Source organism: Bacillus sp. F56 (assembly GCF_001748205.1).
Lineage (GTDB): Bacteria > Bacillota > Bacilli > Bacillales > Bacillaceae > Bacillus > Bacillus stercoris.
Window position 1 is genome coordinate 88,082 of sequence record NZ_BDFC01000006.1, and the last position, 23,724, is coordinate 111,805.

At 43.8% G+C, this 23,724-nt stretch carries 25 protein-coding genes; all 25 read left to right on the forward strand.

The features are described 5' to 3' along the window. Positions 1-124: 124 nt before the first annotated feature. The 25 genes from der to aroA all read left to right on the forward strand — a co-directional run bounded on the left by der (position 125) and on the right by aroA (position 23,694). On the forward strand, positions 125-1,435 hold the full coding sequence (gene der / locus BFW96_RS08810) for a ribosome biogenesis GTPase Der (RefSeq protein WP_014664422.1): 1,311 nt from the start codon (positions 125-127) through the stop codon (positions 1,433-1,435). Between the two features lie 17 nt (positions 1,436-1,452). Further along, positions 1,453-2,490 carry an NAD(P)H-dependent glycerol-3-phosphate dehydrogenase gene (locus BFW96_RS08815; RefSeq protein ID WP_069839213.1) on the forward strand — a complete coding sequence of 346 codons (1,038 nt, stop codon included), beginning with the start codon at positions 1,453-1,455 and terminating at the stop codon, positions 2,488-2,490. A 336-nt stretch (positions 2,491-2,826) separates the two neighbouring features. Further along, positions 2,827-3,030, forward strand: a complete 204-nt coding sequence (locus BFW96_RS08820; protein WP_014664420.1) for a DUF2768 domain-containing protein — start codon at positions 2,827-2,829, stop codon at positions 3,028-3,030. A gap of 21 nt (positions 3,031-3,051) precedes the next feature. Next, positions 3,052-3,786 carry a hypothetical protein gene (locus BFW96_RS08825; protein ID WP_069839214.1) on the forward strand — a complete coding sequence of 245 codons (735 nt, stop codon included), beginning with the start codon at positions 3,052-3,054 and terminating at the stop codon, positions 3,784-3,786. 182 nt (positions 3,787-3,968) lie between these two features. Then, positions 3,969-5,447 carry a stage IV sporulation protein A gene (spoIVA, locus tag BFW96_RS08830; RefSeq protein WP_014664418.1) on the forward strand — a complete coding sequence of 493 codons (1,479 nt, stop codon included), beginning with the start codon at positions 3,969-3,971 and terminating at the stop codon, positions 5,445-5,447. Between the two features lie 374 nt (positions 5,448-5,821). Beyond that, positions 5,822-6,100, forward strand: a complete 279-nt coding sequence (gene hbs / locus BFW96_RS08835) for a non-specific DNA-binding protein Hbs (RefSeq protein WP_003153447.1) — start codon at positions 5,822-5,824, stop codon at positions 6,098-6,100. A gap of 187 nt (positions 6,101-6,287) precedes the next feature. Beyond that, positions 6,288-6,860 carry a GTP cyclohydrolase I FolE gene (gene folE, locus BFW96_RS08840; protein WP_003225516.1) on the forward strand — a complete coding sequence of 191 codons (573 nt, stop codon included), beginning with the start codon at positions 6,288-6,290 and terminating at the stop codon, positions 6,858-6,860. Positions 6,861-6,881: 21 nt separating this feature from the next. Beyond that, positions 6,882-7,109: a trp RNA-binding attenuation protein MtrB gene (gene mtrB / locus BFW96_RS08845; protein WP_003230576.1), complete on the forward strand. Its 228-nt coding sequence runs from the start codon at positions 6,882-6,884 to the stop codon at positions 7,107-7,109. Positions 7,110-7,272: 163 nt separating this feature from the next. Beyond that, positions 7,273-8,028, forward strand: coding sequence for a heptaprenyl diphosphate synthase component 1 (hepS, locus tag BFW96_RS08850; protein ID WP_069839215.1), 756 nt, complete (start codon positions 7,273-7,275; stop codon positions 8,026-8,028). A 6-nt stretch (positions 8,029-8,034) separates the two neighbouring features. Beyond that, complete coding sequence (menG, locus tag BFW96_RS08855) at positions 8,035-8,736, forward strand: demethylmenaquinone methyltransferase (protein WP_069839216.1); 702 nt, start codon at positions 8,035-8,037, stop codon at positions 8,734-8,736. 25 nt (positions 8,737-8,761) lie between these two features. Further along, on the forward strand, positions 8,762-9,724 hold the full coding sequence (gene hepT / locus BFW96_RS08860) for a heptaprenyl diphosphate synthase component II (RefSeq protein WP_069839438.1): 963 nt from the start codon (positions 8,762-8,764) through the stop codon (positions 9,722-9,724). 115 nt (positions 9,725-9,839) lie between these two features. Continuing rightward, positions 9,840-10,289: a nucleoside-diphosphate kinase gene (gene ndk / locus BFW96_RS08865; RefSeq protein WP_010886554.1), complete on the forward strand. Its 450-nt coding sequence runs from the start codon at positions 9,840-9,842 to the stop codon at positions 10,287-10,289. Positions 10,290-10,525: 236 nt separating this feature from the next. Then, on the forward strand, positions 10,526-11,296 hold the full coding sequence (gene cheR / locus BFW96_RS08875) for a protein-glutamate O-methyltransferase CheR (RefSeq protein WP_069839218.1): 771 nt from the start codon (positions 10,526-10,528) through the stop codon (positions 11,294-11,296). A gap of 74 nt (positions 11,297-11,370) precedes the next feature. Further along, positions 11,371-12,543, forward strand: a complete 1,173-nt coding sequence (aroC, locus tag BFW96_RS08880) for a chorismate synthase (protein ID WP_069839219.1) — start codon at positions 11,371-11,373, stop codon at positions 12,541-12,543. Further along, on the forward strand, positions 12,543-13,631 hold the full coding sequence (gene aroB, locus BFW96_RS08885; protein ID WP_069839220.1) for a 3-dehydroquinate synthase: 1,089 nt from the start codon (positions 12,543-12,545) through the stop codon (positions 13,629-13,631). Before aroC ends, aroB begins: the two co-directional genes overlap by 1 nt. Continuing rightward, complete coding sequence (aroH, locus tag BFW96_RS08890) at positions 13,628-14,011, forward strand: chorismate mutase (RefSeq protein WP_014664409.1); 384 nt, start codon at positions 13,628-13,630, stop codon at positions 14,009-14,011. The genes aroB and aroH overlap by 4 nt, the downstream gene beginning before the upstream one ends. A gap of 216 nt (positions 14,012-14,227) precedes the next feature. Next, positions 14,228-15,775 carry an anthranilate synthase component I gene (gene trpE, locus BFW96_RS08895; protein ID WP_069839221.1) on the forward strand — a complete coding sequence of 516 codons (1,548 nt, stop codon included), beginning with the start codon at positions 14,228-14,230 and terminating at the stop codon, positions 15,773-15,775. After that, positions 15,747-16,763 carry an anthranilate phosphoribosyltransferase gene (trpD, locus tag BFW96_RS08900; protein WP_069839222.1) on the forward strand — a complete coding sequence of 339 codons (1,017 nt, stop codon included), beginning with the start codon at positions 15,747-15,749 and terminating at the stop codon, positions 16,761-16,763. The genes trpE and trpD overlap by 29 nt, the downstream gene beginning before the upstream one ends. Then, positions 16,756-17,508, forward strand: a complete 753-nt coding sequence (trpC, locus tag BFW96_RS08905) for an indole-3-glycerol phosphate synthase TrpC (RefSeq protein WP_069839223.1) — start codon at positions 16,756-16,758, stop codon at positions 17,506-17,508. Before trpD ends, trpC begins: the two co-directional genes overlap by 8 nt. Before the next feature lie 4 nt (positions 17,509-17,512). After that, positions 17,513-18,160: a phosphoribosylanthranilate isomerase gene (locus BFW96_RS08910; RefSeq protein WP_040082773.1), complete on the forward strand. Its 648-nt coding sequence runs from the start codon at positions 17,513-17,515 to the stop codon at positions 18,158-18,160. Then, complete coding sequence (trpB, locus tag BFW96_RS08915) at positions 18,141-19,343, forward strand: tryptophan synthase subunit beta (protein ID WP_069839224.1); 1,203 nt, start codon at positions 18,141-18,143, stop codon at positions 19,341-19,343. The genes BFW96_RS08910 and trpB overlap by 20 nt, the downstream gene beginning before the upstream one ends. After that, positions 19,336-20,139 carry a tryptophan synthase subunit alpha gene (gene trpA / locus BFW96_RS08920; RefSeq protein ID WP_069839225.1) on the forward strand — a complete coding sequence of 268 codons (804 nt, stop codon included), beginning with the start codon at positions 19,336-19,338 and terminating at the stop codon, positions 20,137-20,139. Before trpB ends, trpA begins: the two co-directional genes overlap by 8 nt. Before the next feature lie 10 nt (positions 20,140-20,149). Further along, positions 20,150-21,232 carry a histidinol-phosphate transaminase gene (hisC, locus tag BFW96_RS08925; protein ID WP_040082777.1) on the forward strand — a complete coding sequence of 361 codons (1,083 nt, stop codon included), beginning with the start codon at positions 20,150-20,152 and terminating at the stop codon, positions 21,230-21,232. A gap of 48 nt (positions 21,233-21,280) precedes the next feature. Beyond that, entirely contained in the window at positions 21,281-22,396 is a 1,116-nt protein-coding gene (locus BFW96_RS08930) for a prephenate dehydrogenase (RefSeq protein WP_069839226.1), read from the forward strand. 11 nt (positions 22,397-22,407) lie between these two features. Next, positions 22,408-23,694, forward strand: coding sequence for a 3-phosphoshikimate 1-carboxyvinyltransferase (gene aroA, locus BFW96_RS08935; RefSeq protein ID WP_069839227.1), 1,287 nt, complete (start codon positions 22,408-22,410; stop codon positions 23,692-23,694). The last annotated feature ends 30 nt before the right edge of the window (positions 23,695-23,724 follow it).

A 23,724-nucleotide genomic window follows, 5' to 3' on the forward strand; every position in this document is an offset into this window, starting at 1 on the left:
ATAATAAATGAGTTAAGCCCTTCCTCAGAAGGGTTTCTTTTCATAAAAGTGAATAAAATGATTTTAATAACCGGTTGAAAATTTATGTAAAAATGAAAGCGGCTGGATCGAAAGGAAGGGTACTATGGGTAAACCTGTCGTAGCCATTGTCGGGAGACCAAATGTAGGAAAATCCACAATCTTTAACCGGATTGCGGGAGAAAGAATTTCAATAGTAGAAGATACCCCTGGCGTGACAAGGGATCGGATATACAGCTCGGCTGAATGGCTGAATTATGATTTTAATTTGATTGATACGGGCGGTATTGATATCGGTGATGAGCCGTTCTTAGCTCAAATTCGCCAGCAGGCTGAAATCGCCATGGATGAAGCGGACGTGATCGTTTTTATGGTGAACGGCCGTGAAGGCGTGACAGCTGCTGATGAAGAAGTAGCGAAAATTTTGTACCGCACAAAAAAGCCTGTTGTTTTAGCGGTTAATAAACTGGATAACACAGAAATGAGAGCGAATATTTATGATTTTTATTCGCTAGGCTTTGGCGAGCCATATCCAATTTCGGGAACACACGGACTCGGACTGGGTGATTTACTGGATGCCGTTGCAGAGCATTTTAAAAACATTCCAGAAACGAAATACAATGAGGAAGTTGTTCAATTCTGTCTGATCGGACGTCCGAATGTCGGAAAGTCCTCACTTGTGAACGCCATGCTCGGCGAAGAACGCGTTATTGTCAGCAACGTGGCTGGAACGACAAGAGATGCTGTTGATACGTCATTTACTTACAACCAGCAGGAGTTTGTCATTGTCGATACTGCAGGTATGCGAAAAAAAGGGAAAGTCTATGAAACGACTGAGAAGTATAGTGTACTGCGGGCGCTGAAAGCGATTGACCGCTCAGAAGTCGTGGCGGTTGTGCTTGATGGCGAAGAAGGCATTATTGAACAGGACAAGCGTATCGCCGGTTATGCACACGAAGCGGGCAAGGCCGTCGTAATCGTCGTAAACAAATGGGATGCTGTTGACAAAGATGAGAGCACGATGAAAGAATTTGAAGAAAATATTCGCGATCATTTTCAATTTTTGGATTATGCGCCAATCCTATTTATGTCTGCCTTAACGAAAAAACGGATTCATACGCTGATGCCTGCGATTATCAAAGCAAGTGAAAATCATTCACTTCGAGTTCAAACGAATGTCTTAAATGATGTCATCATGGATGCTGTGGCAATGAATCCGACACCGACTCATAACGGTTCGCGTTTGAAAATTTACTATGCGACCCAAGTGTCGGTGAAGCCGCCAAGCTTCGTTGTGTTTGTAAATGATCCGGAATTGATGCATTTTTCATACGAACGGTTTTTAGAAAACCGAATCAGAGACGCGTTCGGTTTTGAGGGGACACCAATCAAAATATTTGCAAGAGCTAGAAAATAAAAAGGTGTGAATCAAACATGAAAAAAGTCACAATGCTTGGAGCGGGGAGTTGGGGAACAGCACTGGCTTTAGTTCTAACTGATAATGGAAATGAAGTGTGTGTGTGGGCTCACCGTGCAGATTTAATTCATCAAATTAATGAGTTGCATGAAAACAAGGATTATTTGCCGAATGTTAAGCTGTCTACATCCATTAAAGGAACAACAGATATGAAAGAGGCTGTGGCAGACGCAGATGTCATTATCGTTGCGGTTCCGACAAAAGCGATTCGGGAAGTGCTGAGGCAGGCTGTCCCTTTTATAACGAAAAAGGCAGTCTTTGTCCATGTCAGCAAGGGGATAGAGCCGGATTCACTCCTGCGCATTTCTGAAATTATGGAAGTAGAGCTCCCGAGTGATGCCAGAAAAGATATCGTTGTCCTTTCCGGTCCGAGTCATGCGGAAGAAGTAGGGCTGCGGCACCCCACAACTGTTACTGCATCTTCAAAAAGCATGAAAGCAGCGGAAGAGGTGCAGGATCTATTTATTAATCACAATTTTCGGGTGTACACAAATCCTGATGTTATCGGAGTTGAAATCGGAGGGGCTTTAAAAAATATTATCGCCCTTGCTGCAGGAATTACAGACGGTTTAGGGTACGGTGACAACGCCAAAGCTGCCTTGATTACACGCGGACTTGCCGAAATCGCGAGACTCGGAACGAAAATGGGCGGGAATCCCTTGACGTTTTCTGGATTGACAGGAGTAGGCGATCTAATTGTGACATGCACAAGTGTTCATTCCAGAAACTGGCGTGCAGGCAATTTGCTCGGAAAAGGGTACAAGCTTGAAGACGTTCTTGAAGAGATGGGAATGGTAGTCGAAGGCGTCCGAACGACGAAAGCGGCTTACCAGCTTTCGAAGAAATATGATGTCAAAATGCCGATTACAGAGGCGCTCCATCAGGTTCTATTCAACGGACAAAAAGTGGAAACCGCTGTTGAATCTTTAATGGCGAGAGGGAAAACCCACGAGATGGAGGATTTAGTAAATACGTTTGAAAATCAAGTGAAGTAAAAGTGTCAATCGTATAATGAATCGCATATCTTAATTGAACGAAAGCCCGAAAAACAGAAGAATACCCAAGTCTTGGGATCTCCTGAAACATTTTGCCGATTTAGGCAATAGAGGATGCATCTGTATGCCAAGTCGCATACTATAGCATCGAAGTCCAAGAGAGTGTTTCTTAAACGTGCAGGTGAATATAGTCAAGTTGACTGAAGCGAAGGTCCCCCTCTTTGCTTCAGTTTTTTGTTCTATCAAAGGATGGAAAATCTGGTTGATCTTTTCCGGTGCTGTATATTAAAATAAAATATAACGCTTACATCATACATATCGGGGAGGCGCACGTCATTGAATCTGGCATTGATGAAAATGTGGTTTGCTCTAGGGTCCATGGGTTTGATGTTTCTGGCTGTCGCTTCCATCTATTTCAGTCGCTTTAAGTGCCAAAACCGTTTTTTGAAGATTACGATTTCATCATTCGCTTACATGTGTATGCTCATATCTGGAATTATTGTGTTTGTCGTGGTTTTTAGCGGCCCTGTCAATGAATAAAGCTGTAAAAGGAAGTGCTGTATGGGTAAACTGAAGTGCGCTATCATTTTTGCGGCAGTCGTGTTTTTATCCGGTTGTTTGTATCCGGATGAACGGAAAAGCAGTGTGCATGCCATTCCTTATCAAGACCAGCTGCAGCAGGTTCAGTCTGCTGTTGATGAATTTCAAAAGGCAAATGGAGGGCTGCTTCCAATTCAAACCAAAGATATGTCGACACCGCTATATCAAAAATATCCGATAGACTTTAACCGGTTAGCGCCAAGATACATAGCTGAACCTCCGAGTACGGCATATGAAAGCGGGGGAGACTATCAATACGTGCTTGTTGACGTAGAGAACGATCCGACTGTTAAATTAATTGATCTGAAGATGGCTGAAAAAATTCGCGATGTGAAATTGCGTATCCAAATGTACCGTCAGGAGCATCAATATCCGCCTTACAAGGATGTGCTATCACATGATTTATTTACACTCGATGAGAAGAAGCTGGGGGATGGAAGCTCTCTTACAGTGACAAGCCCAATCTCAGGGGATTCCTTGCCGCTTATGATTGATGGAGACGGAGAAATATATGCCGATTACCGGACTGAGCTGGCTTCTTGCCTGAAAAAAAACAAAAAAACGTTTAAACCCGGGACTGAAATCCAGGATATAATTTGGCAAGAAACCCCCTTTGTCCCCGCGTTTTCTGTGAAATATACGGTAAATGACAAGCAGGAACCTGTTTTTTTAGAAAATGATATGAAAAAGGAATGAACCTTTCTCCCTTGCATACAAATAGGGAGAAAGGTTTTTTTATACTTTAATAGATTGAGGATGAGAAATTTTCTAAAGATGTCATATTCAAATAGGACAACGTCATACACATATAGTGTCCTGTGTTTGATTGAAAGAGCTTAATAAAATTGATAAGGATAGGAAGTCCGGGAGGGGATCACTTGGAAAAGGTCGATATTTTCAAGGATATCGCTGAACGAACAGGAGGCGATATATACTTAGGAGTCGTAGGTGCTGTCCGTACAGGAAAATCCACGTTTATTAAAAAATTTATGGAGCTTGTGGTGCTCCCGAATATCAGTAACGAAGCAGACCGGGCCCGAGCGCAGGATGAACTGCCGCAAAGCGCAGCCGGCAAAACAATTATGACTACAGAGCCTAAATTTGTTCCGAATCAGGCGATGTCTGTTCATGTGTCAGACGGACTCGATGTGAATATAAGATTAGTAGATTGTGTAGGTTACACAGTGCCCGGCGCTAAAGGGTATGAAGATGAAAACGGGCCGCGGATGATCAACACGCCTTGGTACGAAGAACCGATCCCATTTCATGAGGCTGCTGAAATCGGCACACGAAAAGTCATTCAAGAACACTCGACCATAGGAGTTGTCATTACGACAGACGGCACCATTGGAGATATCGCCAGAAGTGACTATATAGAGGCTGAAGAAAGAGTCATTGAAGAGCTGAAAGAGGTTGGCAAACCCTTTATTATGGTCATCAACTCAGTCAGGCCATATCACCCGGAAACGGAGGCTATGCGCCAGGATTTAAGCGAAAAATATGATATCCCGGTATTGGCAATGAGTGTAGAGAGCATGCGGGAATCAGATGTGCTGAGTGTGCTCAGAGAGGCCCTCTACGAGTTTCCGGTGCTTGAAGTGAATGTCAATCTCCCAAGCTGGGTAATGGTGCTGAAAGAAAACCATTGGCTGCGTGAAAGCTATCAGGAGTCCGTGAAGGAAACGGTTAAGGATATTAAACGGCTCCGGGACGTAGACAGGGTTGTCGGCCAATTTAGCGAGTTTGAGTTCATTGAAAGTGCCGGCTTAGCCGGAATTGAGCTGGGCCAAGGGGTGGCAGAAATTGATTTGTATGCGCCTGATCATCTATATGATCAAATCCTGAAAGAAGTTGTGGGCGTTGAAATCAGAGGAAGAGACCATCTGCTTGAGCTCATGCAAGACTTCGCCCATGCGAAAACAGAATATGATCAAGTGTCTGAGGCCTTAAAAATGGTCAAACAGACGGGATACGGCATCGCAGCGCCTGCTTTAGCTGATATGAGTCTTGATGAGCCGGAAATTATAAGACAGGGCTCGCGATTCGGTGTGAGGCTGAAAGCTGTCGCTCCGTCGATCCATATGATCAAAGTTGACGTCGAAAGCGAATTCGCCCCGATTATTGGAACGGAAAAACAAAGTGAAGAGCTTGTACGTTATTTAATGCAGGACTTTGAGGATGATCCGCTCTCCATTTGGAATTCCGATATATTCGGAAGGTCACTGAGCTCAATTGTGAGAGAAGGGATTCAGGCGAAGCTGTCACTCATGCCTGAAAACGCACGGTATAAATTAAAAGAAACGTTAGAAAGAATCATCAACGAAGGCTCTGGCGGCTTAATCGCCATTATCCTGTAATACCGGTAGACCTCTTTATAGAATGGGAGGTCTTTTTTCTTTGCTCTTAATAATGGAAAAGGATCAAGGAATAGGATGAAAAAAGTAAAAAAAGGAATATTTGTTCGATAAATCACGTTAAATCCTTGACGAGCAAGGGATTGACGCTTTAAAATGCTTGATATGGCTTTTTATATGTGTTACTCTACATACAGAAATTCTTCACTTTGTTGGACAAACATTCCTCAGAGTGTAGTTTTTCTTAAAAAGCCGTTTAATTGTCTTTCTCTTGCCTGCTCTTATTTTTTTCTGAGACAGGTTTAGAATCAGACTGAACTGTGAAGAAATGATAATAAACGAACTGAATGTATTCCTTTTGGGAGGAGGTGAAAGGCATGAACAAAACAGAACTTATCAATGCGGTTGCAGAAGCAAGCGAATTGTCTAAAAAAGACGCTACAAAAGCAGTTGACTCTGTTTTTGATACGATCTTAGATGCACTTAAAAACGGTGATAAAATCCAACTGATCGGTTTTGGTAACTTCGAGGTGCGTGAACGTTCTGCACGTAAAGGACGCAACCCTCAAACAGGTGAAGAAATCGAAATTCCTGCAAGCAAAGTACCTGCTTTCAAACCAGGTAAAGCGCTTAAAGACGCAGTTGCCGGAAAATAATTGTGAATATAGATCGTGTATGCATCTAGCTTACATACACTTTATTTCTTCACAGAAAAGCCCCTTTCTAAGGGGCTTTTCATATTTCAAGAGCATGGGCTTCCTGACAGGGCATTCACTTTGCTTTTAGCGGGGCATGTGTGCTAGAATCGAAATTAAATGTATTCATTGGTGGAGGACATAGAACATGAAAGAAGTTAATAAAGAGCAAATCGAACAAGCTGTTCGTCAAATTTTAGAAGCGATCGGAGAAGACCCGAATAGAGAAGGGCTTCTTGATACTCCGAAAAGAGTCGCAAAGATGTATGCCGAAGTATTCTCCGGCTTGAATGAAGATCCAAAAGAACATTTCCAGACTATCTTCGGTGAAAACCATGAGGAGCTTGTTCTTGTAAAAGATATCGCGTTTCATTCTATGTGTGAGCATCACCTGGTTCCCTTTTATGGAAAAGCACATGTTGCATATATACCGCGAGGCGGAAAGGTCACAGGACTCAGCAAGCTGGCACGTGCCGTTGAAGCCGTTGCAAAGCGTCCGCAGCTTCAGGAACGCATCACTTCGACAATCGCGGAAAGCATCGTAGAAACGCTTGACCCGCATGGCGTAATGGTTGTGGTTGAAGCAGAACACATGTGTATGACGATGCGCGGTGTAAGAAAACCGGGTGCAAAAACTGTCACTTCAGCAGTCAGAGGCGTTTTTAAAGATGATGCCGCTGCCCGTGCAGAAGTACTGGAGCATATTAAACGTCAGGACTAATAAAGATAGAGGGTGCTATAAATGAATCAAAAGCATTCAAGTGATTTTGTCGTCATTAAAGCGGTTGAGGATGGAGTAAATGTGATCGGCCTGACAAGAGGAACAGACACAAAGTTTCACCATTCCGAAAAACTCGACAAGGGAGAAGTGATCATCGCTCAGTTTACAGAACATACTTCTGCCATCAAAGTCAGAGGAGAGGCACTGATTCAAACCGCGTACGGAGAAATGAAAAGCGAAAAAAAATAAGCTGGCTGTCCCCGCTGTTAAAAGCAAATGCTCGCAAACAGCGGGAGGATACAGCCAATTTCTTTTTTTTATGCTATAATGATATCTGCGTAAGCGAATGAAAAGATAAGACTCTTACATAGATTAAGAAATAAATGTGAATTTGGGGACAAGGGTGATATTTTTGCAAGACATCTACGGAACTTTAGCCAATTTGAACACAAAATTAAAACAAAAGCTGTCTCATCCTTATTTAGCGAAGCATATTTCTGCGCCGAAAATTGATGAGGATAAGCTTCTTCTTTTTCATGCTTTATTTGAAGAAGCAGACATAAAAAACAACGACAGAGAAAATTATATTGTAACAGCGATGCTTGTACAAAGCGCCCTTGATACCCATGATGAAGTGACGACAGCTAGAGTCATAAAACGAGACGAAAACAAAAACCGCCAATTGACTGTTCTCGCGGGCGATTATTTCAGCGGGCTGTACTACTCTTTACTATCTGAAATGAAGGATATCTACATGATTCGGACGCTTGCTACAGCTATCAAAGAAATCAATGAACATAAAATCCGCCTATATGACCGTTCTTTCAAGGACGAAAACGATTTTTTCGAAAGTGTCGGCATCGTTGAATCAGCTTTATTCCATCGTGTGGCAGAACACTTCAACCTTCCGCGCTGGAAAAAGCTGGCGAGTGATTTTTTTGTATTTAAGCGGCTTATGAACGGGAATGATACATTTCTGGACGTGATCGGCAGTTTTATACAGCTTGGAAAAACAAAAGAAGAGATATTAGAAGATTGTTTTAAAAAAGCGAAAAACAGCGTTGAGTCACTTTTGCCTCTAAATTCTCCTATTCAGAACATTTTATTAAACCGTCTGAAGACAATCAGCCAAGATCAAACCTATCATCAGAAAGTGGAAGAAGGGTAAACCATTATGCAGGACTCAAAAGAACAGCGCGTACACGGAGTATTTGAAAAAATATATAAAAACTATGACCAAATGAACTCTGTCATCAGTTTTCAGCAGCATAAAAAATGGCGCGATAAAACGATGCGCATCATGGATGTAAAAGAAGGCGCCAAAGCACTCGATGTATGCTGCGGAACGGCTGACTGGACGATCGCTCTTGCAAAAGCGGCCGGCAAAAGCGGCGAGATCAAGGGCTTGGATTTCAGTGAAAATATGCTGAGTGTCGGCCAGCAGAAAGTAAAAGACGGCGGATTCTGCCAAATCGAACTGCTGCATGGAAATGCGATGGAGCTTCCTTTTGATGATGATACATTTGATTATGTCACCATTGGCTTCGGACTCCGCAACGTCCCTGATTACTTAACTGTATTGAAAGAGATGAGACGTGTAGTGAAGCCGGGCGGCCAGGTTGTATGTCTGGAAACGTCTCAACCGGAAATGTTCGGATTCAGACAGGCTTACTTTATGTACTTTAAGTACATTATGCCGTTTTTCGGAAAACTGTTTGCGAAGAGCTATAAAGAATATTCTTGGCTTCAAGAATCAGCCAGAGAATTCCCTGGAATGAAGGAACTGGCAGGCCTGTTTGAAGAGGCGGGCTTGAAAAATGTTAAATATCATTCGTTTACTGGCGGAGTCGCTGCCACGCATATCGGATGGAAATGAAAACACAGATGTTTGGGTGAATGATATGAAATTTAAAATGGCCTACTCTTTTTTAAATGACGATATTGATGTAATCGAAAGAGAACTTGAACAAACCGTACGTTCCGATTATCCGCTTTTAAGCGAGGCGGGGCTTCACCTGCTGCAGGCCGGAGGGAAACGTATTCGGCCTGTTTTCGTACTGCTTTCAGGCATGTTTGGCGATTACGATATTAATAAGATTAAATATGTGGCTGTCACTCTGGAAATGATTCACATGGCATCTCTGGTTCATGATGATGTCATTGATGATGCGGAGCTTCGCCGAGGGAAACCGACAATCAAAGCAAAGTGGGACAATCGTATTGCGATGTACACAGGCGATTATATGCTTGCGGGATCTCTTGAAATGATGACGAGAATTAACGAACCGAAAGCCCATAGGATTTTATCGCAGACGATCGTTGAAGTTTGTCTAGGAGAAATCGAGCAGATCAAAGACAAATACAACATGGAACAAAATCTCAGAACATATCTCCGCCGTATCAAAAGAAAAACGGCTCTCTTGATCGCGGTCAGCTGCCAGCTCGGTGCCATTGCGTCTGGCGCTGATGAGAAGATTCATAAGGCGCTGTACTGGTTTGGATATTACGTCGGTATGTCTTACCAAATTATTGATGATATTCTTGATTTCACTTCAACTGAAGAAGAGCTGGGCAAACCCGTTGGAGGAGATTTGCTTCAAGGGAACGTCACATTGCCAGTGCTGTATGCCCTGAAAAATCCAACATTAAAGAACCAGCTTAAATTGATTAACAGTGAGACAACGCAGGAACAGCTTGAACCAATCATTGAAGAAATCAAAAAAACGGATGCCATTGAAGCATCTATGGCAGTAAGCGAAATGTATTTGCAGAAAGCTTTCCAGAAATTAAATACGCTTCCCAGAGGCCGCGCGCGCTCGTCTCTTGCAGCCATCGCAAAATATATTGGTAAAAGAAAATTTTAATTTTTGTAGATATTAAGAAATTTCTCCGCCCCGGATTGATTAATTATCAGAAAGATGTTACGATTTCGGTGTGCAGTGTGAAAGCCTATACATACATAATGATGGGGTGGAGAATATGATGGAAAAGACTTTTATCATGGTGAAACCAGACGGTGTCCAACGTCAGCTCATTGGGGACATTTTATCTAGATTCGAACGTAAGGGCTTACAATTAGCTGGTGCCAAGTTAATGAGAGTGACTGAACAAATGGCTGAGAAACACTACGCCGAACATCAAGGGAAGCCTTTCTTCGGAGAGCTCGTTGAGTTTATTACTTCAGGACCTGTATTCGCAATGGTGTGGGAAGGCGAAAATGTCATTGAAGTGACGAGACAGCTGATCGGAAAGACAAATCCTAAAGAAGCTTTACCTGGTACGATTCGGGGAGATTATGGCATGTTTGTCGGGAAAAACATCATCCACGGCTCTGATTCTCTCGAAAGTGCAGAACGCGAGATTAACATTTTCTTTAAGAATGAAGAATTAGTGTCATATCAGCAGCTTATGGCAGGCTGGATCTATTAATCATTGTGAAAATATGTAACAGAGCCGGCATTATTGAACGCCGCCGGTTTTTGAACTTTTTTGTAAAGGTTTACATTAAAGTGAATAAAGGGTTCAATGGCAGTGTGCATCAGACCTCTGCCTTTCCCAATGATCTAAAATCAGCTGAAAAGCTGATTTTTTTATTGAATTAATACAATTTCCTGATAAAACAAGCTATACTAGGACAAAAAGACAGCGAGACTGGGAGAGTAGAGATGGATACATACAGCGTTTTTACAACGAAATGGAAACAATTAACCGGAGTCGATTTGACACTATATAAAGAGTCACAAATGAAGAGAAGGCTAACATCACTTTATGAGAAAAAGGGGTTCCAAAGCTTTAAGGACTTTGCGGCGGCATTGGAAAAGGATCAAGCTCTCTTAAATGAAACATTGGACAGAATGACGATCAATGTTTCAGAATTTTATCGTAATTATAAAAGATGGGAAGTTCTTGAGACTGCAATTCTGCCGTTAATCAAGACCTCTAGACCTTTAAAGATTTGGAGTGCCGCCTGCTCAACAGGTGAGGAGCCATACACGCTTGCCATGCTTTTGGACCAGCAAAAAGGTCTTCCGGGCTATCAGATTTTGGCAACGGATATTGATGAAAAAGCATTGGAAAAAGCGAAAAAAGGCGTTTATCAGGAGCGGTCTTTACAGGAAGTGCCGTTATCAGTGAAGGATCGTTATTTTACTCAAAACGCAAATGGAAGTTATGAAGTAAAACCGGGAATCAAAAAGAATATTACATTCAAAAAGCACAATCTACTGGCGGATCGTTATGAACAAGACTTTGACTTAATCGTGTGCCGCAATGTATTTATTTACTTTACAGAAAGCGCGAAGGAAGAGCTTTATTTAAAAATGGCACAAAGCTTGAAAAAGAATGGAGTTCTTTTTGTCGGCAGCACTGAACAAATCTTCAACCCTGAGAAATTCGGTCTGGCTCCAGCCGATACATTCTTTTATCAAAAAAGATAGACTGACTTTTTGCTGAAAAATATGTTATAGTAGTCTTACTTAAAAGCGTTAATGCGATGAAGGGAGAAGAAGTCATGAGATATTTAACAGCCGGAGAATCACACGGCCCCCAACTGACAACCATTATTGAAGGTGTGCCTGCCGGGCTTTACATAACGGAGGAAGATATCAATTTTGAGCTTGCCAGACGCCAAAAAGGCCACGGGCGCGGCCGTCGCATGCAGATCGAAAAAGACCAGGCCAAAATTATGAGTGGGGTGCGCCATGCGCGTACACTCGGCTCACCAATTGCTCTCGTTGTTGAAAATAACGATTGGAAGCATTGGACAAAAATCATGGGTGCCGCTCCGATTACAGAAGATGAAGAGAAGGAAATGAAGCGCCAAATTTCCAGACCGAGACCTGGGCACGCTGACTTAAATGGCGCGATTAAATATAATCATCGTGATATGAGAAATGTGCTTGAGCGCTCTTCAGCAAGGGAAACAACTGTCAGAGTGGCGGCAGGGGCTGTTGCTAAAAAGATTCTTTCTGAGCTCGGCATTAAGGTGGCGGGCCACGTGTTGCAAATTAGCGCAGTTAAAGCTGAAAAAACAGCATATACGTCAATTGAAGACCTGCAGCGTGTAACGGAGGAGTCTCCTGTCAGATGCTACGATGAAGAGGCAGGCAAAAAAATGATGGCTGCCATTGATGAAGCGAAGGCAAACGGAGATTCGATCGGCGGAATTGTGGAAGTCATTGTCGAGGGAATGCCAGTAGGTGTGGGCAGCTATGTCCATTATGACCGCAAACTGGACAGCAAGCTTGCTGCAGCTGTACTGTCAATTAACGCATTTAAAGGTGTTGAATTCGGGATCGGATTTGAGGCGGCAGGCCGAAATGGAAGTGAAGTCCATGACGAGATCATTTGGGACGAGGAAAAAGGCTACACCCGTGCCACCAACAGACTTGGAGGACTGGAAGGCGGCATGACAACAGGGATGCCGATTGTTGTCCGCGGAGTCATGAAGCCGATTCCGACTTTGTATAAACCGCTTAAAAGTGTCGATATTGAAACGAAAGAACCGTTTTCCGCCAGCATTGAACGTTCTGACAGCTGTGCTGTTCCTGCGGCAAGTGTAGTAGCTGAAGCGGCTGTCGCTTGGGAAATTGCGAACGCAGTCGTTGAACAATTCGGCTTAGATCAAATCGACCGCATTAGAGAAAATGTGGAGAATATGAGAAAACTGTCGAGGGAATTTTAATGAAGACACTGCATGTTCAAACTGCTTCTTCGTCGTATCCTGTTTTTATCGGACAAGGCATCAGAAAAAAGGCTTGCGATCTATTAACCTCCTTAAACAGGCCTTTAACAAGGATCATGCTTGTTACGGATGAAGAGGTGGACCGCCTGTATGGCGATGAAATGCTTCATTTGCTGCAAGAAAAGTGGCCTGTGAAAAAAGTGACGGTACCGAGTGGAGAGCAGGCGAAATCCATGGACATGTATACGAAATTGCAGAGTGAAGCGATTCGTTTTCATCTGGATCGCTCCTCTTGTATCATCGCATTCGGTGGCGGTGTTGTAGGGGATCTTGCCGGTTTTGTGGCTGCCACTTTTATGCGCGGCATTGATTTCATCCAAATGCCTACGACGCTCTTGGCGCATGACAGCGCAGTCGGAGGAAAAGTAGCCGTAAACCATCCGCTTGGAAAAAATCTAATCGGTGCGTTTTACCAGCCGAAAGCCGTGCTCTACGATACAGAATTCCTGCGTTCTCTGCCTGAAAAAGAACTTCGGTCCGGAATGGCAGAAGTGATAAAACACGCTTTTATCTATGACAGAGCGTTTCTGGAAGAGCTTCTGAATGTCCGCTCACTTCTTGATATCACTAATGATCAGCTGAATGACATGATTTTTAAAGGCATTTCAATTAAAGCGTCTGTCGTTCAGCAGGATGAAAAAGAAGAGGGGATAAGAGCTTACTTAAACTTTGGGCATACGCTCGGCCATGCCGTTGAGGCGGAATATGGCTACGGGCAAATCACTCACGGTGATGCAGTAGCCCTCGGAATGCAGTTTGCTTTATATATAAGCGAAAAGACTGCAGGCTGTGAAATGGACAGAAAACGTTTGGTCAGCTGGCTAAAACGTTTGGGTTATCCAAGTCAAATCAGAATAGAGACGGAAACTTCGGTTCTCTTGGACCGTATGATGAATGATAAGAAAACCCGAGGCGGCAAGATTCAGTTTATTGTGCTCAACGAATTAGGGAAAGTTGCTGATCACACATTTTCAAGAAATGAACTTGAGAGCTGGCTGAACAAATGGCGATTGGAGGAGACATCATGATGATTCGCGGAATTCGCGGAGCAACTACAGTTGAACGGGATACCGAAGAAGAAATTTTACAAAAAACAAAACAGCTGTTAGAGAAAATCATAGAAGAAAATCAAACAAAACCGGAAGATGTTGTTCAAATGCTTCTTTCGGCTACACCTGATTTGCACTCTGTTTTCCCGGCAAAAGCTGTTCGCGAGCTTTCAGGATGGCAGTATGTACCGGTAACATGTATGCAGGAAATGGACGTAACAGGCGGTCTGAAAAAGTGCATAAGAGTTATGATGACGGTCCAGACAGATGTCCCTCAGGATCAGATCAGACATGTATATTTAGAAAAAGCCGTCGTATTGAGGCCTGATTTATCATTGACAAAAAATACTGAATTGTAATACGATAAGAACAGCTTAGAAATACACAAGAGTGTGTATAAAGCGATTAGAATGAGTTGAGTTAGAGAATAGGGTAGCAGAGAATGAGTTTAGTTGAGCTGAGACATGCATGTTTATTCTACCCAAAAGAAGTCTTTCTTTTGGGTTTATTTGTTATATAATATTTTATCCTCTCATGCCATCTTCTCATTCTCCTTGCCATAAGGAGTGAGAACATTGAATTTCCAATCAAACATTTCCGCATTTTTAGAGGACAGCTTGTCCCACCACACGATACCGATTGTGGAGACCTTCACAGTCGATACACTGACACCCATTCAAATGATAGAGAAGCTTGACAGGGAGATTACGTATCTTCTTGAAAGCAAGGACGATACATCCGCTTGGTCAAGATATTCGTTTATCGGCCTGAATCCATTTCTCACAATTAAAGAAGAGCAGTGCCGTTTTGCTGCCGCTGATCAGGACAGCAAATCTCTTTACACGGGAAATGAACTAAAAGACGTACTGAACTGGATGAATGCCACATACAAAATCAAAACACCTGAGCTTGGCATTCCTTTTGTCGGCGGAGCTGTCGGGTACTTAAGTTATGATATGATCCCGCTGATTGAGCCTTCTGTTCCTTCGCATACAAAAGAAACAGAAATGGAAAAGTGTATGCTGTTTGTTTGCCGGACATTAATTGCGTATGATCATGAAACCAAAAACGTCCACTTTATCCAGTATGCAAGGCTCAATGGAGAGGAAACAGAAAACGAAAAAATTGATGTGTTCCATCAAAATCATCAAGAGCTCCAACATCTCGTCGAAAAAATGATGGACCAAAAAAACATAAAAGAGCTGTTTCTCTCTGTTGATTCATACAAGACACCCAGCTTTGAGATAGTATCTTCTAATTATGAAAAATCGGCTTTTATGGCTGATGTAGAAAAAATCAAAGGCTATATAAAAGCAGGAGATATCTTCCAGGGCGTTTTGTCACAAAAATTTGAGGTTCCGATAAAAGCAGATGCTTTTGAGTTATACCGAGTGCTTAGGATCGTCAATCCTTCTCCGTATATGTATTATATGAAACTGCAAGACAGAGAAATAGTCGGCAGTTCTCCGGAACGGTTAATCCACGTTCAGGACGGGCACTTGGAAATCCATCCGATTGCCGGTACGAGAAAACGCGGTGCAGACAAAGCCGAAGATGAGAGACTGAAAGTTGAACTGATGAAGGATGAAAAAGAAAAGGCGGAGCATTACATGCTCGTTGATCTTGCACGAAACGATATCGGCAGAGTAGCAGAGTATGGGTCTGTTTCTGTGCCGGAGTTCACAAAAATTGTCTCCTTTTCACATGTCATGCACATTATCTCGGTGGTTACAGGCCAACTGAAAAAAGGGGTCCATCCCGTTGATGCACTGATGTCTGCTTTCCCGGCGGGGACTTTAACAGGAGCACCTAAAATTCGTGCCATGCAGCTTTTGCAAAAGCTCGAACCAACACCGAGAGAGACATACGGAGGGTGTATTGCCTACATTGGATTTGACGGGAATATCGACTCTTGTATTACGATTCGCACGATGAGTGTAAAGAACGGTGTTGCATCGATACAGGCAGGTGCCGGCATTGTTGCTGATTCTGTCCCGGAAACCGAATACGAAGAAAGCTGTAATAAAGCCGGTGCGCTGCTGAAAACGATTCATATTGCAGAAGACATGTTTCATAGCAAGGAGGATAAAGCTGATGAACAAATTTCTACAATTGTGCGTTGACGGAAAAACCCTTACAGCCGGTGAGGCTGAAGCGCTGATGAATATGATGATGGCAGCGGAAATGACTCCTTCTGAAATGGGCGGTATATTGTCTATTCTTGCTCATCGGGGAGAGACGCCAGAAGAGCTTACGGGTTTTATAAAGGCAATGCGTGCACACGCTCTTACAGTCGATGGACTTCCTGATGTCGTTGATACATGCGGAACCGGGGGAGACGGTATTTCCACTTTTAATATCTCAACGGCATCGGCAATTGTTGCCTCGGCAGCTGGCGCGAAAATCGCTAAGCATGGCAATCGCTCTGTCTCTTCTAAAAGCGGGAGCGCTGATGTTTTAGAGGAGCTAGAGGTTTCAATTCAAACTACTCCTGAGAAGGTCAAAACAAGCATTGAAACAAACAACATGGGATTTTTATTTGCGCCGCTTTATCATTCGTCTATGAAACATGTAGCAGGTACTAGAAAAGAGCTAGGTTTCAGAACGGTATTTAACCTGCTCGGACCGCTAAGCAATCCTTTGCAGGCGCAGCGTCAGGTGATCGGGGTCTATTCCGTTGAAAAAGCTGGACTGATGGCAAGCGCACTAGAGTCATTTCAGCCGAAGCATGTCATGTTCGTATCAAGCCGTGACGGTTTAGATGAGCTTTCAATTACAGCACCGACTGACGTGATTGAATTAAAGGATGGAGAGCGCCGGGAATATACGGTTTCACCCGAAGATTTTGGTTTCGCAAATGGCAGACTTGAAGATTTACAGGTGCAGTCACCGAAAGAGAGCGCTTGTCTCATTCAGAATATTTTTGAAAATAAAAGCAGCAGTTCCGCTTTATCTATAACGGCTTTTAATGCGGGTGCTGCGATTTACACGGCGGGAATTACCGACTCACTGAAGGAAGGAACGGAGCTGGCGTTAGAGACGATTACAAGCGGAGGCGCTGCTGCGCAGCTTGAACGACTAAAACAGAAAGAGGAAGAGATCTATGCTTGAAAATATCATCAAACAAAAGAAAGAAGAAGTGAAAACGCTGGTTCTGCCGGTAGAGCAGCCTTTCGAAAAACGTTCATTTAAAGATGCGTTGGCAAGCCCGAATCGGTTTATCGGGCTGATTGCCGAAGTGAAGAAAGCATCACCGTCAAAAGGGCTGATTAAAGAGGATTTTGTCCCTGTGCGGATTGCAAAAGACTATGAAGCTGTGAAGGCAGATGCGCTTTCCGTTTTAACAGACACCCCGTTTTTTCAAGGGGAAAACAGCTATTTATCAGATGTAAAGCGCGCTGTTTCGATTCCTGTACTCAGAAAAGATTTTATTATTGATTCTCTTCAAGTGGAGGAATCAAGAAGAATCGGTGCGGATGCCATATTGTTAATCGGCGAGGTGCTTGACCCCTTACACCTCTATGAATTATATCTTGAAGCAGGCGAAAAGGGGATGGAAGTGTTAGTGGAGGTTCATGATGCATCAACGCTAGAACAAATATTGAAAGTGTTCACACCTGATATTCTCGGCGTAAATAACCGAAACCTAAAGACGTTTGAAACATCTGTAAAGCAGACAGAACAAATCGCATCTCTCGTTCCGAAAGAATCTCTGCTTGTCAGCGAAAGCGGAATCGGTTCTTTAGAACATTTAACATTTGTCAACGAACATGGGGCGCGAGCTGTACTTATCGGTGAATCATTGATGAGACAAACTTCTCAGCGAAAAGCAATCCATGCTTTGTTTGGGGAGTGAAGTTGTGGAGAAACCGGCATTAAAATATTGCGGTATTCGGTCACTAAAGGATTTGCAGCTTGCGGCGCAATCACAGGCTGACTATCTTGGCTTTATATTTGCTGAAAGCAAACGAAAAGTATCTCCGCAAGATGTGAAAAAGTGGCTGAACCAGGTTCGTGTCGAAAAAAAAGTTGCAGGTGTTTTTGTTAATGAATCAATAGAGAGGATGTCACGCATTGCGAAGGAATTGAAGCTTGACGTCATTCAACTTCATGGTGATGAAAACCCGGCGGTGGCTGATGCGCTTCGCAAGCTGACAGATTGTGAAATCTGGAAGGCGCTTCACCACCATCATAATACAACTCAAGAAATAACCCGCTTTATAGATAATGTGGACGGCTTTGTGATTGATTCATCTGTAAAAGGGGCTAGAGGCGGAACTGGTGTTGCATTTTCATGGGATTGTGTGCCGGAATATCAGCGGGCGGTGATTGGTAAACGCTGCTTTATCGCTGGCGGGGTGAATCCGGATAGCGTCACAGGCCTATTGAAATGGCAGCCGGCAGGAATTGACCTTGCCAGCGGAATTGAAAAAAACGGGCAAAAAGATAAAAATCTGATGAGGCTTTTAGAAGAAAGGATGAACCGATATGTATCCATATCCGAATGAAATAGGCAGATACGGTGATTTTGGCGGGAAGTTTGTTCCGGAAACACTCATGCAGCCGTTAGATGAAATAGAGACAGCATTTAAACAAATCAAGGATGATCCTGTTTTTCGTGAAGAATATTATAAGCTGTTAAAGGACTATTCCGGACGGCCGACTGCATTAACATATGCTGATCGAGTCACTGAATACTTAGGCGGTGCGAAAATCTATTTGAAACGAGAAGATTTAAACCATACAGGTTCCCATAAAATCAATAATGCGTTAGGCCAAGCACTGCTTGCTAAAAAAATGGGCAAAACGAAAATCATTGCTGAAACGGGCGCCGGACAGCACGGCGTTGCCGCTGCAACAGTCGCAGCCAAATTCGGTTTTTCGTGCATTGTGTTTATGGGCGAAGAGGATGTTGCCCGCCAGTCTCTGAACGTTTTTCGTATGAAGCTTCTTGGTGCGGAAGTAGTGCCTGTAACAAGCGGGAACGGAACATTGAAGGATGCTACAAATGAGGCGATCCGTTACTGGGTTCAGCATTGCGAGGATCATTTTTACATGATTGGATCGGTTGTCGGTCCGCACCCTTATCCGCAAGTGGTCCGCGAATTTCAAAAAATGATCGGAGAGGAAGCGAAGGATCAGCTGAAACGTATTGAAGGCACTCTGCCTGATAAAGTAGTGGCATGTGTAGGCGGAGGAAGCAATGCGATGGGGATGTTTCAGGCATTTTTAAACGAAGATGTTGAACTGATCGGAGCTGAAGCTGCAGGAAAAGGAATAGATACTCCTCTTCATGCCGCCACTATTTCGAAAGGTACCGTAGGGGTTATTCACGGTTCATTGACTTATCTCATTCAGGATGAGTTCGGACAGATTATTGAGCCTTACTCTATTTCAGCAGGTCTCGACTATCCGGGAATCGGTCCGGAGCACGCTTACTTGCATAAGAGCGGCCGTGTCACTTATGACAGTATCACAGATGAAGAAGCGGTGAATGCATTAAAGCTCTTGTCAGAAAAAGAGGGGATTTTGCCGGCAATCGAATCTGCCCATGCGTTAGCGAAGGCATTCAAACTCGCCAAAGGAATGGATCGCGGTCAAATCATTCTCGTTTGTTTATCAGGACGGGGAGATAAGGATGTCAACACATTAATGAATGTATTGGAAAATGAGGTGAAAGCCCATGTTTAAATTAGATCTTCAACCATCAGAAAAATTGTTTATCCCGTTTATTACGGCTGGCGATCCAGTGCCTGAGGTTTCGATTGAACTGGCGAAGTCTCTCCAAAAAGCAGGCGCCACAGCACTGGAGCTTGGTGTTCCATACTCTGACCCGCTTGCAGACGGCCCGGTGATCCAGCAGGCTTCAAAGCGAGCGCTTGCTCAAGGAATGAATATCGTAAAGGCGATCGAACTAGGCGGAGAAATGAAAAAAAACGGAGTGAATATTCCGATTATCCTCTTTACGTATTATAATCCTGTGTTACAATTGAACAAAGAATACTTTTTCGCTTTACTGCGGGAAAATCATATTGACGGTCTGCTTGTTCCGGATCTGCCACTAGAAGAAAGCGCCAGCCTTCAAGAGGAATGTAAAAGCCATGAGGTGACGTATATTTCTTTGGTTGCGCCGACAAGTGAAAGCCGTTTGAAAACCATTATTGAACAAGCCGAGGGCTTCGTCTACTGTGTATCTTCTCTGGGTGTGACCGGTGTCCGCAATGAGTTCAATTCATCCGTGTACCCGTTCATTCGGGCTGTGAAGGATCTCAGCACTGTTCCGGTCGCTGTAGGGTTCGGTATATCAAACCGTGAACAGGTCCTAAAGATGAATGAAATTTGTGACGGTGTCGTAGTGGGAAGTGCGCTCGTCAGAAAGATAGAAGAATTAAAGGACCGGCTCACCAACGCTGAAACGAGAAAACAAGCGCTGCAGGAGTTTGAGGAGTACGCAATGGCGTTTGGCGGCTTGTACAGTTTAAAATGAGGTGACTGATTTGCGTATCAAAGAACATTTAAAACAGCTGAAGCCTTATCAGCCTGGTAAGCCGATCGAAGCAGTGAAATCAGAATATGGCTTGGATAAAGTTGTGAAGCTTGCTTCAAACGAGAATCCGTACGGCTGTTCGGAGGCTGCAAAAGAGGCGCTTCATCATGAAATTCAACAGCTTGCCCTTTACCCAGACGGGTATAGCGCCGCTTTGCGGACAAGGCTCAGTAAGCACCTTAATGTCAGCGAAACATCACTTATTTTCGGCAACGGTTCTGATGAAATCATTCAAATCATTTGTCGGGCATTTTTAAACGATAAAACAAACACGGTAACTGCTGCCCCCACTTTTCCGCAATATAAACATAATGCGGTCATTGAAGGTGCTGAAGTACGTGAAATCGCACTTCGTCCGGACGGCTCACATGATCTAGACGCCATGTTAGAAGCGATCGACGAACAGACACAAGTCGTTTGGATATGCAGTCCGAATAATCCGACTGGCACTTATACATCTGAAGGAGAATTACTCGCATTTCTGGAGCGTGTTCCTTCACGTGTCCTTGTCGTTCTTGACGAAGCATATTATGAATATGTAACAGCCGAGGATTACCCGGAAACCGTGCCGCTCTTAAGCAAGTATTCCAATTTGATGATTTTGCGCACATTTTCAAAAGCATATGGTCTGGCAGCGCTCAGAGTCGGATACGGAATTGCTGACGAGAACCTGATTCGCCAGATTGAGCCGGCGAGAGAGCCGTTTAATACGAGCCGTCTGGGCCAGGCTGCGGCGATCGCAGCGCTTGATGATCAAGCGTTTATTGCTTCCTGTGTCGAGCAAAATAATGCAGGCCTTCAGCAGTATTATGATTTTGCGAAGACTCATGGTTTAAAGTGCTACCCTTCACAGACAAATTTTGTGTTAATGGACTTTAAACGCCCTGCTGATGAACTGTTTCAGGCTCTGCTTGAAAAAGGCTATATCGTCCGGTCAGGAAATGCGTTAGGTTTCCCGACATCACTCCGGATTACGATCGGAACAAAAGAGCAAAACGAAGAAATACTTGCCATTTTAGCTGAAATTTTATAAGAGGTGATCAAATGTCACCTCTTTAGTCTATAAACCAGGTGATGACGTATGAATCAAATGAAAGATACAATATTGCTCGCCGGTCTCGGATTGATAGGCGGTTCGATTGCGCTAGCGATCAAAAAAAATCATCCCGGCAAACGGATTATCGGAATCGACATCTCTGATGAACAGGCGGTTGCCGCATTAAAGTTAGGTGTGATAGACGATCGTGCTGATTCGTTTATTAGCGGTGCGAAAGAGTCGTCTACAGTCATCATTGCGACACCAGTCGAACAAACGCTGGTTATGCTTGAAGAGCTGGCTCATTCAGGAATTGAACACGAGCTTTTGATTACGGATGTGGGAAGCACAAAGCAAAAAGTGGTTGATTATGCTGATCAAGTGCTGCCTAGCCGCTACCAATTTGTCGGAGGGCATCCGATGGCGGGTTCACATAAATCAGGGGTGGCCGCTGCGAAAGAATTCCTATTTGAAAATGCATTTTATATTTTAACACCAGGCCAGAAAACGGATAGACGAGCGGTAGAGCAATTGAAAAACCTGCTGAAGGGGACAAATGCCCATTTTGTGGAAATGTCACCAGAGGAACATGATGGCGTCACGAGTGTTATTAGTCATTTTCCGCATATTGTTGCAGCAAGCCTTGTTCACCAAACTCATCATTCGGAAGACCTTTATCCGCTTGTTAAGCGTTTTGCTGCCGGCGGGTTCAGAGATATTACAAGGATTGCATCGAGCAGCCCGGCCATGTGGCGGGATATTCTACTACATAATAAAGAAAAAATTTTGGATCGTTTTGATGAGTGGATTCGTGAAATTGACAAGATCCGTACATATGTAGAACAAGAAGATGCGGAAAATCTATTTCGTTATTTTAAAACAGCTAAGGATTATCGCGACGGGCTGCCGCTTCGGCAGAAGGGAGCGATACCGGCATTTTATGATTTATATGTGGATGTTCCCGATCATCCGGGTGTGATATCCGAAATAACGGCGATCTTAGCTGCGGAGCGCATCAGCATCACGAATATCCGTATTATTGAAACACGAGAGGATATTAACGGGATTTTAAGGATCAGTTTTCAGTCTGATGACGATCGCAAACGGGCAGAACAATGCATTGAAGCCCGAGCGGAATATGAAACTTTTTATGCTGATTGAGGTGGAAAAAAATGAAACAAGAAAAGGTGCAGGCCTTACACGGAGAAATACATATTCCCGGTGATAAATCCATTTCTCACCGCTCTGTTATGTTTGGCGCGCTAGCGACAGGCACAACAACAGTTAAAAACTTTCTGCCGGGAGCAGATTGTCTGAGCACAATCGATTGCTTTAGAAAAATGGGTGTTCAAATTGAGCAAAGCGGCAGCGATGTCGTGATTCACGGAAAAGGAATCGATGCCCTGAAAGAGCCAGAAAGCCTTTTGGATGTCGGAAATTCAGGTACAACAATTCGCCTGATGCTCGGAATATTGGCGGGTCGCCCTTTTTACAGCGTGGTAGCCGGAGATGAGAGCATTGCGAAGCGCCCAATGAAGCGTGTTACTGAGCCTTTGAAAAAAATGGGGGCTAAAATCGACGGCAGAGCCGGTGGAGAATTTACACCGCTGTCAGTGAGCGGCGCCTCATTAAAAGGCATTGAGTATGTATCACCTGTTGCAAGCGCGCAAATTAAATCTGCTGTTTTGCTGGCCGGATTACAGGCTGCGGGCACAACAACTGTCACAGAGCCCCATAAATCCCGCGACCACACTGAGCGGATGCTCTCTGCTTTTGGCGTTAAGCTTTCTGAAGATCAAACAAGTGTTTCCATTGATGGAGGCCAGAAACTGACAGCTGCTGATATTTTTGTTCCTGGAGACATTTCTTCAGCCGCGTTTTTCCTTGCTGCTGGCGCAATGGTTCCAAACAGCAGAATTGTATTGAAAAACGTTGGGTTAAATCCGACTCGGACAGGTATTATTGATGTCCTTCAAAACATGGGGGCAAAACTTGAAATTAAACCATCTGCTGACAGCAGTGCAGAGCCTTATGGAGATTTGATTATAGAAACGTCATCTCTCAAAGCAGTTGAAATCGGAGGAGATATCATTCCGCGTTTAATTGATGAAATCCCTATTATCGCGCTTCTTGCGACTCAGGCGGAAGGAACGACCGTTATTAAGGACGCGGCAGAGCTTAAAGTGAAAGAAACAAACCGCATTGACACTGTTGTTTCTGAACTTCGCAAGCTAGGTGCTGAAATTGAACCGACAGCAGATGGAATGAAGGTTTATGGCAAACAAACGCTGAAAGGCGGCGCAGCAGTGTCCAGCCACGGAGATCATCGAATCGGAATGATGCTTGGTATTGCTTCCTGTATAACAGAGGAGCCGATTGACATCGAGCACACGGATGCCATTCACGTTTCTTATCCAACCTTCTTCGAACATTTAAATAAGCTTTCCAAAAAATCCTGAAGTTTTACTTCAGGATTTTTTTTGCAGATT